15 protein-coding genes are annotated in these 15,666 nt (G+C 59.3%); 12 read left to right on the top strand and 3 right to left on the bottom strand.

All coding sequences use genetic code 11. From position 1 onward, the window contains the following. Positions 1–173: 173 nt before the first annotated feature. Positions 174–299 carry a SymE family type I addiction module toxin gene (locus OOT55_RS17865; RefSeq protein WP_416140957.1) on the bottom strand — a complete coding sequence of 42 codons (126 nt, stop codon included), beginning with the start codon at positions 297–299 and terminating at the stop codon, positions 174–176. Positions 300–337: 38 nt separating this feature from the next. Here OOT55_RS17865 and OOT55_RS12310 point away from each other — a divergent pair, with 38 nt between their 5' ends. From OOT55_RS12310 to OOT55_RS12300, 3 genes are all read left to right on the top strand, one after another. Then, entirely contained in the window at positions 338–463 is a 126-nt protein-coding gene (locus OOT55_RS12310; protein WP_265366163.1) for a hypothetical protein, read from the top strand. Between the two features lie 288 nt (positions 464–751). Then, complete coding sequence (locus OOT55_RS12305) at positions 752–1,066, top strand: RHS repeat-associated core domain-containing protein (RefSeq protein WP_265366162.1); 315 nt, start codon at positions 752–754, stop codon at positions 1,064–1,066. Between the two features lie 68 nt (positions 1,067–1,134). Continuing rightward, positions 1,135–2,207 (top strand): IS3 family transposase gene (locus OOT55_RS12300; protein ID WP_265366161.1). Its coding sequence is split into 2 segments (ribosomal slippage): positions 1,135–1,318 and positions 1,318–2,207, totalling 1,074 coding nucleotides; the frame shifts between segments, so codons are not numbered across the junction. A 76-nt stretch (positions 2,208–2,283) separates the two neighbouring features. Here the strand turns inward: OOT55_RS12300 and pta are convergent. Next, a complete protein-coding gene (gene pta, locus OOT55_RS12295; protein WP_265366160.1) occupies positions 2,284–4,419 on the bottom strand; it encodes a phosphate acetyltransferase in 2,136 nt (711 codons plus the stop codon). A 5-nt stretch (positions 4,420–4,424) separates the two neighbouring features. Then, positions 4,425–5,618: an acetate/propionate family kinase gene (locus tag OOT55_RS12290; protein ID WP_265366159.1), complete on the bottom strand. Its 1,194-nt coding sequence runs from the start codon at positions 5,616–5,618 to the stop codon at positions 4,425–4,427. 155 nt (positions 5,619–5,773) lie between these two features. On the opposite strand from OOT55_RS12290, the gene OOT55_RS12285 reads away from it, so the two are divergent. The 9 genes from OOT55_RS12285 to OOT55_RS12245 all read left to right on the top strand — a co-directional run bounded on the left by OOT55_RS12285 (position 5,774) and on the right by OOT55_RS12245 (position 15,658). Beyond that, positions 5,774–6,124, top strand: a complete 351-nt coding sequence (locus tag OOT55_RS12285) for a DUF3147 family protein (RefSeq protein WP_123638522.1) — start codon at positions 5,774–5,776, stop codon at positions 6,122–6,124. 260 nt (positions 6,125–6,384) lie between these two features. Then, the gene (gene ahpC, locus OOT55_RS12280) at positions 6,385–6,951 is read left to right on the top strand and encodes an alkyl hydroperoxide reductase subunit C (RefSeq protein WP_123638521.1); all 567 of its coding nucleotides are present in this window, start codon (positions 6,385–6,387) and stop codon (positions 6,949–6,951) included. 108 nt (positions 6,952–7,059) lie between these two features. Next, a complete protein-coding gene (ahpF, locus tag OOT55_RS12275) occupies positions 7,060–8,658 on the top strand; it encodes an alkyl hydroperoxide reductase subunit F (protein ID WP_265366158.1) in 1,599 nt (532 codons plus the stop codon). A gap of 165 nt (positions 8,659–8,823) precedes the next feature. Further along, positions 8,824–9,858, top strand: a complete 1,035-nt coding sequence (locus OOT55_RS12270; RefSeq protein WP_265365857.1) for an IS110 family transposase — start codon at positions 8,824–8,826, stop codon at positions 9,856–9,858. A gap of 416 nt (positions 9,859–10,274) precedes the next feature. Beyond that, positions 10,275–11,282 carry a zinc-dependent alcohol dehydrogenase family protein gene (locus OOT55_RS12265; protein WP_265366157.1) on the top strand — a complete coding sequence of 336 codons (1,008 nt, stop codon included), beginning with the start codon at positions 10,275–10,277 and terminating at the stop codon, positions 11,280–11,282. Between the two features lie 125 nt (positions 11,283–11,407). Beyond that, positions 11,408–12,646 (top strand): EAL and HDOD domain-containing protein, encoded by a 1,239-nt coding sequence (locus tag OOT55_RS12260; RefSeq protein WP_265366156.1) that lies wholly within the window; start codon positions 11,408–11,410, stop codon positions 12,644–12,646. Positions 12,647–12,741: 95 nt separating this feature from the next. Continuing rightward, on the top strand, positions 12,742–13,080 hold the full coding sequence (locus OOT55_RS12255) for a hypothetical protein (RefSeq protein ID WP_265366155.1): 339 nt from the start codon (positions 12,742–12,744) through the stop codon (positions 13,078–13,080). Between the two features lie 98 nt (positions 13,081–13,178). Further along, entirely contained in the window at positions 13,179–14,543 is a 1,365-nt protein-coding gene (locus OOT55_RS12250) for a TolC family protein (RefSeq protein WP_265366154.1), read from the top strand. Then, positions 14,540–15,658, top strand: a complete 1,119-nt coding sequence (locus tag OOT55_RS12245) for an efflux RND transporter periplasmic adaptor subunit (RefSeq protein ID WP_265366153.1) — start codon at positions 14,540–14,542, stop codon at positions 15,656–15,658. Before OOT55_RS12250 ends, OOT55_RS12245 begins: the two co-directional genes overlap by 4 nt. Positions 15,659–15,666 lie beyond the last annotated feature (8 nt).

Here is a 15,666-nt window from a genome sequence, read left to right as displayed (position 1 = left end):
AACAGCAATCGAAGGTGTCAGATTAATAATTAAATTAAAGGCAATTAATGGGGACGGAGGGATTATTTTTTGATCAGTCGCCAACTCCCTTTGCACCCTTTACAAAAAAAGGGGTCAGGTCTTGAATCTTGAATTGAATAGCCCAGCAGGAAAGCCCTGCTGGGCTTTTCTTTTTAGCGGTCTGCCCTTTCCTGCGCCGTCAACACCACACAACTCCCCATGACCCGGACGGTCACCGGCACATCAAGCCCCGAACCGGTCTGATCGAGCCATTGGCCCTTCATTTGCAGCCTGGGCACCCTGCCTGAGAGCGATCCTTGCCCGGTAGTCGTAGAGCATGACCATCATCAACGTCGCCAACCAACTGCAACGCACCGGAATAACCGACGCCAGCAACGGCGAATTCATCGCGGCGGCGTTCGCCCTCGACCGGATGGATTACCTTGACCGGCAGCTATCCTGACGTGGTCGAAGGTTGGGAGCGGCTTGGTGACTGGCAGAGTTACTTGAAAATCATCAAGTGCGAGTACAAGCACTTGATGGAGGGGCGATTGCCCTTCTGAGCCGCTTTTGGGCGGATGTTACAGGGGCGCCTATCGGCGCCCCTGTACCCGGCAGCTAAGGGAAAACGTGCGTCGCGGGCTGTGACTTGGTAAAGAAGTCTTCGCAGCGGGGATCGGTTTCTGCAAGTGCTTGATTGCGTTGAGGTTTTCAACGGATATAACTGCGAAGGCACGTAGGCGGATGGTTTTTGCAGACTGATCCGATCGGGTATGAGGATCAGATGAATCTTTATGGCTATGTCCATAATGATCCTTTGAGTTATACCGATCCTACTGGTGAGTGGGCGCATATTGCTATTGTTGCAGTTGCCGGAAGGTTGATATCAGGTATCGCGTACGCTATTACTACGGACGAATTCAGTGGTAAGGATTTGGCTTTGCATTTGGCTTCAGGTGCGGCTGTTGGTGCGGTTACAGCGGCAGTTCTAGGAGCAATCTCTACGGGTTCCTTAAACTTCGGTGGCAAGATCGCTAACAGCGCTAACAGCGTTGGAAATTGGTAATCCTCCCATAAATTGAGAGTGCTCATAAGTAGAATTTTCTCGTAATCTATCCCCAGAGGAGATTTTGCATGAAGAAGTCACGTTTTACCGACAGCCAGATCCTGGCAATTCTGAAACAAGCTGAGACTGGCGTTCCGGTGCCTGAGTTGTGCTGCCGTGCTCCCTTCTACAAGTGGCGCGCCAAATTCGACGGCATGGATGCCTCCATGATGGCCCGCCTGAACGAACTGGAAGACGAAAACAGGCGCTTGAAGAAGATGTATGCCGAAGAGCGCCTCAAGGCCGAGATCATCCAGGAGGCCATGGCAAAAAAGTGGTAAAGCCATCTCAGTGCAAGGAGATGGCAAGGAAAGCTGTTGATCAGTATGGCGTGAGCATCAGTCTGGCCTGCCAGACATTCAGGATTAGCGAAAGCTGCTACCGGTACCAGTCAAAACTCGGTCATGAGAACGAGCTGATAGCCGACTGGCTGTTGCGTCTCACGCAGCGACACCGGAACTGGGGATTTGGCTTGTGCTTTCTAATCCTGCGCAACGTAAAGGGCTTTGCCTGGAATCATAAGCGCGTGTACCGGATTTACAAAGCACTTGAGCTGAATCTTCGGGTCAAGCCCAAGAAGCGGCTGAAACGGGAGAGGCCGGAGCCTTTGGCAGTACCTGAGCGCATCAACCAGTGCTCGTCAATGGACTTTAGGCATGATCAGTTATCCGATGGACGAAGCTACCGGCTGTTCAATGTGATCGACGATTTTAACCGCGAAGGCCTGGCCATTGAAGTCGACCTGTCACTGCCAGTACTGCGAGTTACCTGGGCGCTGGATCAGATCATCGAGTGGCGCGGCGTTCCAGAGATGTTCCGGTGCGACAACGGCCCTGAATACATTAGCGGCGAACTGATCGCATGGGCCGAACTACGTCAGACTACCTTGCTGCATATCCAGCCGGGTAAGCCTCAACAGAATGCTTATGTAGAACGGTACAACCGGACCGTTCGTTATGACTGGTTAGCGCAATACCTGTTTGACAGTATCGCTGAGGTTCAGGAGTTCGCCACCCGGTGGCCATGGAGTTACAATCATGAGCGTCCCAACATGACGCTCGGCGGCAATACGCCCAAACAGAAACTGGCCATGGTGGCCTGACTCTACTTATGAACCCTTTCAAAAATGGGGGGGATTACCAGTGTTCATCTATAGGAACCGTTTTGGTTTTTCTGAATCAGGCGCTGGCCTGAATGGCGGTCAGGGCGATGGTGTACACAATGTCGTCCACCGAGGCCCCCCGGGACAGGTCGTTCACCGGTTTGCGCAGGCCCTGGAGCATGGGGCCGATACTCACCAGGTTGGCGCTGCGCTGTACCGCCTTGTAGGTGGTGTTGCCGGTATTCAGGTCGGGAAAAATGAACACGTTGGCCTTGCCCGCCACCGGGCTGTCCGGGGCTTTGCTTTTGGCCACCGAGGGGACGCTGGCGGCGTCGTACTGCAGCGGGCCGTCGATCACCAGGTCCGGGCGTTTTTCCTGAGCGAGGCGGGTGGCCTCGCGGACTTTTTCCACGTCGCTGCCGGAGCCGGACTTGCCGGTGGAGTAACTGATCATGGCGATGCGCGGCTCAATACCGAAGGCGATGGCTGAATCACCGGACTGGATGGCGATATCGGCCAGCTCTTCGGCGTTGGGGGCCGGGTTGACGGCGCAGTCGCCGTAAATGACCGGCTGATCCGGCAACAGCATGAAAAAGATGGAGGACACCAGCGCCGCGTCGGGTTTGGTTTTGATCAACTGCAACGCGGGGCGGATGGTGTTCGCCGTGGTGTGCACCGCACCGGAGACCAGGCCGTCGACATCGCCCTGGGCGAGCATCATGGTGGCCAGCACCACGGTATCTTCCAGCATGGCCTCGGCCATGGGCTCGGTCAGCCCCTTGTGTTTGCGCAGGGTCACCATGGGTGCCACGTAATGGCGGTACACGGTTTCGGGGTCGATGATCTCGATATCCTCGGGCAGCACCACGTTGTAGCTGGCCGCCACGCGGTGTACTTCATCCGTTTTGCCGAGCAGTACGCAGCGGGCGATGCCTTTCTGATGACAGAGGGCGGCGGCCTGAACCGTGCGCGGCTCGTCGCCCTCCGGGAGCACAATGCGCTTGGGGTTGGCGCGGGCACGCTGCACCAGTTGATAGCGGAAGGCCGGAGGGGACAGTCGCTTTTCCAGCCGGACATGGGTCCGCTCAATCAGCCAGCGGGCATCCAGGTCGGCGGCGGTGCTGTCCATCACATTGTTTATGCGTTCGATATCGTCCGGCGGTACTTCGGTGTTCATGCTGTTCAGTTGTTGCGCCACCTTGAAGGTGTTGCCGCCCACCAGCAGTACTGGCAGGCCGGTTTTCAGGGCGGCCTGACACAGCGCCATGACGTTCGGGTCGGGATGCAGGCTGCCGGTAAGCAGAATGCCCGCCAGTGGCACCCCGTTCAGGGCGGCCATGCAGCTGGCCACCAGAATGTCTTCCCGGTCCCCCGGAATCACCACCAGGGTGCCGGCCTTGAGGGTCTGCAGCATGTTTTTCATGGTGCGCGCGCAGACGGTGATGTTCTGCACCCGGCGCTCGAGCAGTTGCCCTTCGTTGATGATTTCGGCATTGAGGTAATCACACACATCCCGGGTGCGGGGTGCCACCAGGTGGGGTTGCCAGCGAATCGCGCCCAGGCAGCGGAAGTGCTGCTGGGAGAACACCGGAAGCGAGGCGATGATGCGCTCCAGTCCGATGTTCTCCGGCTCTTCGCTGGTAGGCTCCTCGGTGGCCACCACCTGTTGGTACTCCAGGTCCGGCGCGCCCACCTTGTTCAGGACGCAGCCGAGTAACCGGGGATTGTTGAAGCCGCCGAACAGGCTGGCCGCCATTTTGATGCGCTCGTTCAGTTGTGCGGTGCTGTCGGCGTTTTTGGCGGCCACCAGAATGATATCGGCATCCAGCGCCTTGGCCATGTCCTGGTTCAGTCGATCGATGTAGTTGTTGTCCGCCAGCGGCACCAGGCCTTCCACAATCACCACTTCGGCGTCGCCCGCGGATTGCTGGTACACCTGAATGACGTCTTCCATAAACGCATCGGCATCGCCCTGGGCGAGCTTTTGTTGGGCATCGCTCAGGCGCAGCGGCTCGGCTGGCTTGAGGCCCAGTGTGGCCTGGGCCATATGGGTGGAGCGCTCGGGCCCGCGATCGTTACCGGAGCGCTGGGCAATGGGTTTGCAGAAGGCGACTTTGACGCCGAGCTGATCCAGCGCCCGAACCAGGCCCAGGGACACGGAGGTCAGGCCGGTACCGACGCCAGTGGCGGTAATGAAAAAGGTGTGTTGCACAGCGGTTACTCCACGCCTGATGACGGATGAGTGAGTTGAAAAGCATCGTTGGCGATCATCCACTCTTCGCGGGTGGGAATGACTACCGCGGTGGTGGTGCCCGGGGCATTGATCCGCCCCCGGTCGTCGCCGTGCTGGTTGTTAAGGGCGGTATCACATTCAAAGCCGAACAGGGGCAGGCGTTTCAGTACCTGCTCGCGCACCGGGGCGGCGTTCTCGCCAATACCCCCGGTAAAGACCAGCGCATCCAATCTTGGCAGGCTCGCGGCGAGCGCACCGATTTGCCGCGCCAGCCGGAAACAGAACACATCAATGGCCCGCTGGGCATCGCCGTTGCCGGACTGGGCCGCTTCAGTGAGGGTGCGCATATCGTTGGACAGCGCCGACAAGCCCAGCAGCCCGCTTTCCCGGTTGAGCATGGCGGTGATCTCCGCCAGTGTCAGCCCCAGCTTTTCGGCCAGAAACTCATGCAGGCCCGGGTCCACATCCCCGCTACGGGTGCCCATCACCAGCCCTTCGAGCGGGGTCATGCCCATGGTGGTGTCTACCGACCGACCATTGTGGATGGCGGCGGCGCTGCAGCCATTGCCCAGGTGGGCGGTAATCAGGCCGTGATCCTGCGGGTCGAGTTCCAGGCGGTGAACCGCTTCGCCCGCTACGTATTGATGGCTGGTGCCGTGAAAGCCGTAGCGGCGCACGCGCTGCTCCCGGTACAGGCGAATGGGGATGGCGTAGAGATAGGCTTCGGGCGCAAGGCTCTGGTGAAAGGCGGTATCGAACACCGCCACCTGGGGAACCGCCGGGTAGAGACGCTGCATGGCCCGGATACCCAGCAGGTTGGCCGGGTTGTGCAGCGGCGCCAGGCTGGCGCAACCCTCGATCCCCTCAATGACCGCCTCATCAATGACCACCGAGCCGGAAAACGCTTCGCCGCCGTGGACCACCCGGTGACCGATGGCGGCCGGGGTGCCGACGTCATCCAGCAGCGAATGCACCTCGCGCAAGGCACCGTCATGGCCCTGGTCCGGAATCGCCCGGTGCTGTTTGGCGCCCTCGCCTTGCCAGCTCATCAGCGCCTCCGCTGTCCCCAACCGCTCGGCCAGACCGGCGAGGACTTCGCGGCCCGTGTGCATATCAAACACCGAGAATTTGAGCGATGAACTGCCTGAATTGATCACCAGAACGGGACTGCGAACCATGAACGACTCCGTGACTGTGGCTATTGCCACAGTGTAGCGGGTGAGAACGGGGAAGGGGAGTCGGCCAATAGGGGTAGGGCGAGGTCTATACTCAGGTTCGAGGGGCAAGGCGCTGCCCCCCGACACTTCATGACAACCTCAAAAAGGGCAAGACCATGATGTGGATTGTTACCAAATACCTGCTCACCGCCGCCGTGGTGGTGCTGGTCACCGAAGCCGCCAAGCGCAGTGATCGCCTGGGCGGCCTGCTCGCCGCCCTGCCCATGGTGACGGTGCTGGCCCTGATCTGGCTCTACATCGAAAACCAGCCCCAGGAGAAAATCGCCAACCATGCCTGGTACACCTTCTGGTACGTGGTGCCAACGCTGCCGATGTTTCTCGCGTTCCCATTCATGCTGCCAAAGCTGGGGTTCTGGCCGACCCTGGGAGTCAGTGTGGTGATTACGCTGGTCAGTTTTATTGGCTTTGCCTTGTTGGTTCGCCGTTTTGGAGTCGAGCTCTGGTGACTTTGACGTTGTGGCACGGGCATGCGTCGGACCGATCCACCCGACACGACATCGACGCATCGTAGGGTGGATAAGGCCCCGAAGGGGCTGTCATCCACCGAAAACTCATAAAGCAGATTCGATATATTTTGGCTATCAAGTAAATATTGCCAATAGCTATCATGCCCATTGATATATAGAATTTCTATTAAAAGATATTTTTTAATAGCATAAGCCTCGTATTAGGTTTTCCCTTAAATCCACTCAACGAGGAACTTTGCATGTCTCGCTATATTGAATCCGACCTGAAACCCTTCAGTGCCCATGCTTACCACAACGGTGAGTTCGTAAAAGTCACTGACGAAGATGCGAAGGGTAAGTGGGCCGTATTCTTCTTTTACCCCGCCGACTTCACTTTTGTATGCCCCACCGAGCTGGGCGACCTGGCGGACAACTACGCTGAATTCCAGAAGTTGGGTGTCGAGATCTACTCGGTGTCCACCGATACCCACTTCACTCACAAGGCGTGGCACGACTCCTCCGAAACCATCGGTAAGCTCCAGTTTCCGATGATTGCGGACCCGACCGGTCAGATCAGCCGCAACTTCAACGTGCTGATTGAAGAGGAAGGCATCGCCGATCGAGGTACCTTTGTGGTCGACCCTCAGGGCAAGATCCAGATCGTGGAGATCACGGCGGGTGGTATCGGCCGCGATGCGTCCGAGCTGCTGCGCAAGATCAAAGCCGCCCAGTACATCGCCGCTCACCCGGGCGAAGTCTGCCCCGCCAAGTGGAAAGAAGGTGAGGAGACACTGGCTCCGTCACTGGACCTGGTCGGCAAGATTTAATCCCGACCCGTTCATCGCTTGATCATTGCTTAATCACGCCTTAGGCCCATCTTCGGATGGGCCCTTTTTTAACGAATCCGTTAGACCGAATTTTTTAAGGACACACCGATGTTGGATGCAACGCTGAAACAGCAACTGGACACCTATTTGCAGAAGATCGTCAATCCGATCGAGATTCGTGTGTCCGGTAATGAAAGCCCCAAGTCTTCCGAGCTGGAGAGCCTGGCGAGCGAAATCGCCGAGCTGTCCGCCAAAATTGAACAGAAGCCCGGTAACGGCAAGCGCCGTCCGGCCATGGCGATTGCCCCCGCCGGTGAAGAACCCCGCGTCAGCTTCGCGGGTATTCCCATGGGGCACGAATTCACTTCGCTGGTACTGGCGCTGCTTCAGGCGGGCGGTCATCCGTCCAAGGCCGACCCGGAGGTGTTGGAGCAGGTGCGTCAGTTGGAAGGCGAATTCCATTTTGAAACCTACATTTCCCTGTCCTGCCAGAACTGCCCGGATGTGGTTCAGGCCCTGAACCTGATGGCGACCCTGAATCCGAATATCACCCACGAGATGATCGACGGTGGCCTGTTTCAGGAGGAAGTGGAAGAGCGACAAGTGATGGCGGTGCCGGCTGTCTATCTCAATGGTGAGCATTTCGGTCAGGGCCGCATGACCCTGGAAGAAATCGTCAACAAGCTGGACACCGGCGCGGCCGATCGGAAAGCCGCCGCGCTTAGCGAGCGCGATCCCTATGACGTATTGATTGTCGGTGGTGGCCCCGCCGGTGCCGCCGCGGCCGTATACGCCGCGCGCAAGGGCGTGCGCACCGCCCTGTTGGCCGAGCGTTTTGGTGGCCAAGTGATGGATACCATGGGCATTGAAAACTTTATCTCGGTGCCCTATACCGAGGGTCCGAAACTGTCCGCCGGGTTGGAGCAGCACGTCAAGGAATACGGCGTGGACATCATCACCGAACAGCGTGCGGCGAGCATCGCCCGGCACAAGATGATTGACTTGGAACTGGAAAGCGGCGCGACTCTGTCGAGCAAATCCGTGGTGCTGGCCACCGGTGCCCGCTGGCGCGAGCTGGGTGTGCCCGGCGAAGCCAAGTACCGTAACAAGGGCGTCGCTTACTGCCCGCACTGTGATGGCCCCTTCTTTAAAGGCAAGCATGTCGGGGTGATTGGCGGCGGTAATTCCGGCGTTGAAGCGGCCATTGACCTGGCGGGCATTGTCGAGCATGTGACCGTGTTCGAATATGCCGACACGCTCAAAGCGGATGACGTGTTGCAACGCAAGGCGCGATCCATGCCGAATGTGACCATCATCACCAGCGCCCAGACCACCGAGATCAATGGCGATGGCAACAAGGTCAACGGAATCACCTACACCGATCGCCTGACTGGCGCGAGCCAGACCATTGAGTTGGCCGGGGTGTTTGTTCAGATTGGCCTGGTGCCGAATACCGAGTGGCTCAAGGGCAGCGATCTGGCGTTGAACCGTTTTGGTGAAATCGAGATCGACGCCCGCGGTGCGACGTCCATGCCCGGCGTGTTTGCCGCGGGGGATGCCACCACGGTGCCGTACAAGCAGATCGTGATTTCCATGGGCGCCGGTGCGACGGCAGCGTTGAGTGCCTTTGATCATCTGATCCGCAGCTCGGTGGAAGAGGAGGATGATGCGGCGGCAACGGCGAAGGCCGAAGTGGTGACGGCGTAGGTTTACATGCGGTAACGGCGGATGCGCCTTCGGCTTATCCGCCCTACGGGTACCTCGGAGCCAGGCGTAGGGCGATGAGATGGTCTCCTCCCCTCCTAATCGGCGTCGCGATGCGCCAAGATAGGGGAGGAATAAGTTCCTATCTGAGATGAGTGGGAGGAGACCATGGCAAAGCTTACAACGATTGGCATTGACCTCGCAAAGAATGAGTTTGCAGTGTACGGACTGGGCCCGAATGGCCAGTGCGGGTGGAGGCGCAAATTGCGCCGCAAGCAACTGCTTAATCAGATGGCAAAGCTGGCCCCTTGCAAGGTAGCCATGGAAGCCTGCGCCAGCGCCCATTACTGGGGGCGCAAGCTACAGGCACTGGGGCACGAAGTGAAGCTGCTGCCGGCCCAGCATGTGAAGGCGTATCTGCGGGGCCAGAAGAACGACTACAACGATGCCCAGGCGATCGCCGAGGCCTGTGAGCACGGACGAATCCGCCCGGTGGCGATCAAGAGTATCGAGCAGCAGGATGAGCAGATGCTGCACAAGCTGCGCCGCAGCGTGATCGCTGAGCGCACCCGGATGGGCAACCGGCTGCGAGGCTTGCTCGCCGAGTACGGTGTCATCATCCCTGAGGGGATAGCGGCCCTGCGCCGGGAACTGCCCCTGGCGCTGGAGGATGCCGAGAACGAGTTGAGCCCACGGGCTCGGCAGTTGCTGCACCGTCAGTATCAGCGCTTCCTGGAGGTAGAAGAGGAGTTGGCCTGGTATGACCAGGAGGTGAAGCGACAGGCCAAAGCCGATGAGGTCTGCCAACGCCTGGATGCGCTGCCGGGTGTTGGCCCGGTGGTAGCCAGCCAGCTCAAAGGCTGGATGGGCGATGGCCAGCAGTTCGGCCGGGGGCGGGATGCCTCGGCGGCACTGGGGGTAATACCGAGACAGAACAGCACCGGTGGCAAGGAGGTCCTTCTGGGGATCAGCAAACGGGGTGATCCCTATGTGCGGGCGCAGGTGATCCACGGAGCTCGGGCGGTGGTGTCACGAGCGGACCAGAAAAGCGACCCGCTCAGCCGCTGGATCCAGCGCATCAAGGCCGAGCGGGGGTTCAACAAAGCCACCGTAGCGCTGGCCAACAAGTTAGTCCGCATGGCCTGGGTGATCATCGCCCGAGGCGAGCGGTACCGGCCGATCGAGGAGCGAATGGCCGGATAAGTTAATCAGGGAGCGAGTGGAATAGACAAACGAGGCGACGTAGATAGTTACGGAGGTAAACCTTCCCTCAGGTTGCGAGGGTCACAGCGATCGATGGCATAACAGGTCAGACCGGCCTGCCGAAAACCTGACTTATCCGAGGGCCCCAAAGGCCGTTAGGGCGATGAGGACGGCAGGCGCGCATCTTCCATCAAGGCCAGAGGCGACAAAGCCGCCTCGTTCAACAGGCCGGATATACGGGAGCCAACCTGTCCCTGACATCGAGCACTGAGACCTTGCAAACGGGGAGGAGACCATATACGGATAAGGCCAAAGGCCGCATCCGCCGTCACCCAACGCCTGCACCATCCCCCAACCACACCCACCTCCCCATAAGCTACACTGGGATCATTCATTTCACCCTGAAGGAGTGCCCCATGAAAACCATTGCGGTACGCAACCCCGCCACCCTCGAATCTCTGGAGCTTCAAAACCGCCCGGACCCGGGTGAACCCGGTCCGGGGGAAATCCGCGTGCGTCTGCACGCCAGCTCCCTCAACTTTCATGACCTGAGTGTGGTCACCGGCATCATCCCCACCGAAGATGGCCGTATCCCCATGTCCGACGGCGCGGGGGTGGTGGAGGCCGTGGGGCCGGAGGTCACCGAGTTCCAGCCGGGCGACCATGTGGTGTCCACCTTCTTCCCCCAGTGGTTGTCGGGCCCACCCCGTATCGGTGACTTCTCCACCACCCCTGGTGACGGTATTGACGGCTATGCCCGGGAGTCGGTCGTGCGCCCGGTACACTATTTCACGCTGGCCCCGAAAGGCTACAGCCATGAAGAAGCGGCGACCCTCACCACCGCTGGCCATACGGCCTGGCGGGCTCTGGTCGTCGATGGTGGCCTGAAAGCGGGCGCGACGGTGCTCACCCTGGGCACCGGTGGGGTATCGATCTTTGCGGTGCAGATGGCCAAGGCCATGGGGGCGCAGGTGATTGCCACGTCGTCCTCCGATGCCAAGCTGGAAAAGCTCAAAGCCCTCGGTGCCGATCATGTGATCAACTACCGGAACGATCCCGAGTGGGGCAAAACGGTGCGCAAACTCACCGACGGCCACGGTGCCGACCACATCATCGAAGTGGGTGGTCCGGGAACCCTGCCGCAATCCATTAACGCAGTAGCGATCGGCGGGCATATTGCGTTGATCGGTGTACTGACCGGCGTCGCCGGGGATATTCCCACCGCACGGCTGATGGCGAAGCAGGCCCGAATTCAGGGGCTGATTGTCGGCAGTCGTGCGGATCAGCAAGCGATGGTGCGCGCACTGGAAGTGCTCAGCTTCAAGCCGGTGATTGACCGATCATTTGCTCTGGAAGATATCGCTGACGCCTTTCAGTATGAACAGTCGGGCCAACACTTTGGCAAGATCACCTTGACGATTTAGTCGCGTTGGGTGGTCCGGGGCACCTCGAGGGTGCCCCTGTTAAACTTACCGACACCGGGGCGACAGGGGTCTGTCTGGCACGTATACTCACATCGTCAAGACAACAATTGCATTAGAGTTTCCCAATGGCGAATGGCCCCGACTTGCCGGCAGACGATTCCGACAGTGAACTGAATGTTCTTCTGGCCGCGCAGCCCATATACGACCGAGAGAGTGCTGTGGCCGGTGTGGAGCTGCTGTATCGAAACGATGAGGGCCAGACCGCCTTTGATGTCGGTGAGCGCAACGCGACCAACGAACTGTTGTTCAACTTCTGTACGGGCGTCAGCGATCAGATCAAGCGCTATCAGGCCCCGGCTTTTATTAACGTGTCCCGCAGCTTTTTGTGTTCCGGTGCGTTTCTGCCCATCGACCCGGGTCGGGTCGTGGTGGAGCTGGTAGAGAGGATCGACCCGGACGCGGAAGTGATCGAAGCGGTTCGGCGTTGGCACCAGCGCGGCTTCAGTTTTGCGCTGGACGATTTTGAGTTCAAACCCGAGTGGGAACCCCTGTTGCGCATGTCTTCCATCATCAAAGTGGATGTGGAGAAAACCCCCTTTCATCAGGCCCTCACCTACCGCAAACAGTTATCCCACTACCCGGTGCGCTGGTTGGCCGAGCGAATTGAAACGCCGGAGGATCATCAGCGTTTTTACGCGGCCGGGTTTGATCTGTTTCAGGGTTACTTCTTTGCCCGCCCGAAAATCATTCACGGAAAAAAGCTCAGTCCGGCGGCTCTCAATGTGGCTCGCCTGATTGGTCTTCTGTACGCGCTTGAACCCGATATTGATCGCATTACCCAAGTCTTGTCCGAAGATCCGATGCTGTCGGTGAGTCTGATCCGGATCGTCAACAGCCCCCTTTACAAAACCCGCCAGGAAGTCAGCTCGCTCAAAGAGGTGGTCATGCGCATGGGCATCCTGGCGATCCGTCGTTGGGTATTGCTGATTTCTTCCCTGCAGGGTGGCTCGCCGGAAAAGGTGCGGTTGATTCTGGTGCGGGCTCAGGCCTGTGCCGCGCTGTCTGAATACTACCGGGGTAAACCGCTGGATTCCGGGCGGGCGTTCCTGGCCGGGCTGCTGTCCGGCGCGGACGTGATGCTGGGCGTTGATCTGCCGACGTTTCTGAATGCGCTGGATATTTCCAGTGATGTGAAAGCCGCCGCGTTGGCCCGAGAGGGCGGTCTTGGGAAGGTGGTTGATGTCATCGAGCGGCTGGAGCGTCGCCTGGCGATGAAACAAGACCTGTCTACCGTCAACCGAACCCTGGTTCGGTTATACGAACAGAGCGCACAGAATGTGCAGGCGCTGTTCAACCATGTCTGATCGGCACTTTACGCGTCATTAAGTGGCGTGCAGCGGGCTGTTGACCTTGTGGGCGTGCTTGTCATCAATGGTCATTAGCAGTTAGACTGATCTGTATGAGTAGAGGCGCCCTGATCCTGTTTTTGATGCTGGTTGCCGTCGCGAACCTGGTGTTTGCGGCGGATTGGCATGATTTGGCGGCGGGAGACACGCTGGCGCTTGAACAGGTGGCGAATGCTGATCGCGTCGTCGACGCCGATTACTCCGAGCATTCTCATCCCCCGGGTGGAAGCTGCGTTCACGCCCACAGCTGTCACGCCCACGCTCATCTGTTCTTTGTCGCCACTGGTGACTTTGGCTCCCTCCGGCCGACCGGTCACCGCTGGCAGGCGGAGCATTTGCCCCTACCTCCGCAGTTCTTTATGGCACCCGATGTGCCACCTCCCATAGCCTGATTTGACACCTTAGTGATCAAGCGTTGACTTGTTGGCCCGGCGATTCGTCCGGAATGAGTCGGCCCGTGTCTATTTCTGAATCATCAGGCAGGTAACACATGTTTCTTTCTCTATTTACCCTTCCGTCAAGGCGGAGGGGACTATTCGGGGTCATTGCGCTACTGCTGGCCTGGGCCGCTGTGCCCGCTAGTGCGGCGCCAAAGCCTCTGTCCTTGAATGAAGCCTTGGCTTATACCCTGGAGCGCCACCCCGAGTTGGCGCAGTTTCCCTATCGTCGCCGAGCGGCTGAAGCCCGTGAACTTCAGGCGGGCTTGAGGCCCAACCCGGAGCTGGCCGTGGAAGTGGAAAATATCGGCGGCAGCGGTCGTTTTAGCGGTACCGACTCGGCCGAAGCCTCGCTGGTGCTGAGTCAACTGATCGAGCTGGGAGGTAAACGCGGCCAGAGGGAAGACGTTGCGCGCTATCGCACTGACCTGGTTGATAGTGAGTACCGTCAGGTTCGCTGGCAGGTCCTGGCGGAAACGGTACGTCGCTATCTGAGTGTCGCTGAAGCCCAGGAGAACATCCAACTGGCCGAACTCTCTTTGGCGTTGGCACGGGAAAGCCGGGAAACCATCCAGCGGCGCGTCCAGGCGGGAACCACCAGCGATGCGTCACTTCAGCGTTCGGCCATTGCGGTCACTCGGGCGGAGCTGGCCCTTGAGTCGGCCCAGCAGCAGTTGGCGTCGGCCCGAGTCGAGCTTGCCGCGCAGTGGGGCGAGACCGAACCGGATTTCGAACGGGTTCGCGCCGCGCTTTACGACCTGGTGGCGTTGCCGGAATTCAGCCGGGTCCGCCGTCACCTGGAAGACTCTCCTCAGCTGTCCCGCTATATCACTGAACGGCGACTGCGAGAAGCGGAACTGCAGTTGGCCCGGGCCCGTGGCCGGCAGGACCTTCGTGTCGGAGTCGGCGTCAAGCAGGTGCGGGAAACCGACGACCACGCCTTTACCCTGAGCCTGTCAATGCCGCTTGGCGTCAGCGATCGGAACCAGGGCGAAATCCGGGCCCGCCGGGCCGAGTACGAGCAACTGGCACTGGAAGAGAAAGCCACTCGGGTGCATTTGATGGCCCGAATCCAGCGGCTGTATCAGGAGTTGGAAGTGTTTCGTAGCACGGCGCTTCGCCTGCGAGGCGAGGCATTGCCTTCCGCGCGCGCCGCCCTTGAGAGCATTCGCCGTGGCTATCAGGAAGGGCTCTATACCTACCTGGAGTTGGTGGATGCCCGGCAAGAGCGCCTGGCGGTAGAGCGCGATGCGCTCCAGGCGGCCGTCAACTTTCACCAGACGCTGGTGACTCTCGAACAACTGACTGGCACGGGTTTGACCGGGCAATGGAGTCTGACTCCCGACTCAATAGAAGGGGTCAGTGAACCCTACGAACCCGAAACCCGTTTTACTAAAGAACAAGCAGGTGAATCATGAAGCCGTTAGCATCCGTCTGGATTTTTATGATCAGTATCGCGCTGCCCTTGTCCGGGGTGAGCATCAATGCACAGGCTCAGCAAACCGAGCACAACGATCACGAGCACGAACAAGCGCAGGAAGGAGAAACCCATAACGAAGAAAAGCACGGCGAGCACGAGGGCCACGGTGAGGAGGAAAACCACGGTGAGCGGGAATCTGATCACCAAGCCCATGGAGAAGGGGAAGAAGCCCATAATGAAGCGGGCGGAGGAGCCCACGAGGAGCATGGCGGGCATGAAGGCCACGAAGAGCAAGGAGCCTCGGTTGATCCCGAAACGCTCCGGGCGTTGGGTGGAGAAGTGAAAGTTGCAGGCCCCGGAAAAGTAAGTCAGACCGTGTCTCTGCCAGGAGAAGTTCGCCTGAACAAAGAAGCGGTGGCTCAGGTTAGCCCTCGTTACCCGGCCCAGATTGTTGATGTCAGTGCCCGGATTGGTGATTCCGTTGCGGCCGGCGATACCCTCGCGGTTGGCGAGAGCTCCCAGACCCTGCAGCGCTTTCCGCTCAAGTCCCTGATTCGCGGCACGGTCATTGATCGCTCCGCAACACTGGGCGAACAGATTCAACCCACCGACGCCGCGTTCGTTGTGGCGGACCTTTCCACGCTCTGGGTCGATATTGCGCTCTACCCACGGCAGATTGGGCGTGTGGAGACAGGTCAGCCGGTGCGCCTCAGCACGGCGTTCGGTCCCGAACCGGTCAACGCCCGAATCGATTATCTCGATCCCATGGTCAGCGAACAGCTACGCACCGGCCTGGCCCGGGTATATCTTGATAACACGTCGGGCCAATGGCGCCCCGGCATGTTTATTGAGGCTGAGGTGACGCTGGCCGAGACACAGGCCGAGGTGGTGGTGCCTCATACGGCGGTCATCGAATATCAGGGCCGCGAGGTGGTTTTTGTACGGGAGGGTGAGCGTTGGCACCCCCGGCCCGTCACTCTGGGTGCAAAAGATCGGGACCAGGTGGTCATCCGGTCCGGCCTCGCTTCCGGTGAACAATACGTCGCAAAAGGCGGCTTCACGCTGAAAGCGGATTTGCTCAAAAGCGAATTCGAATCGGGCCACAACCACTAGCATTCGGA

This window comes from Marinimicrobium sp. C6131, from assembly GCF_026153455.1.
Lineage (GTDB): Bacteria > Pseudomonadota > Gammaproteobacteria > Pseudomonadales > Cellvibrionaceae > Marinimicrobium.
Note: the sequence above shows the minus strand (reverse complement) of the source record. Positions and strands in the feature narration are given on the sequence as shown.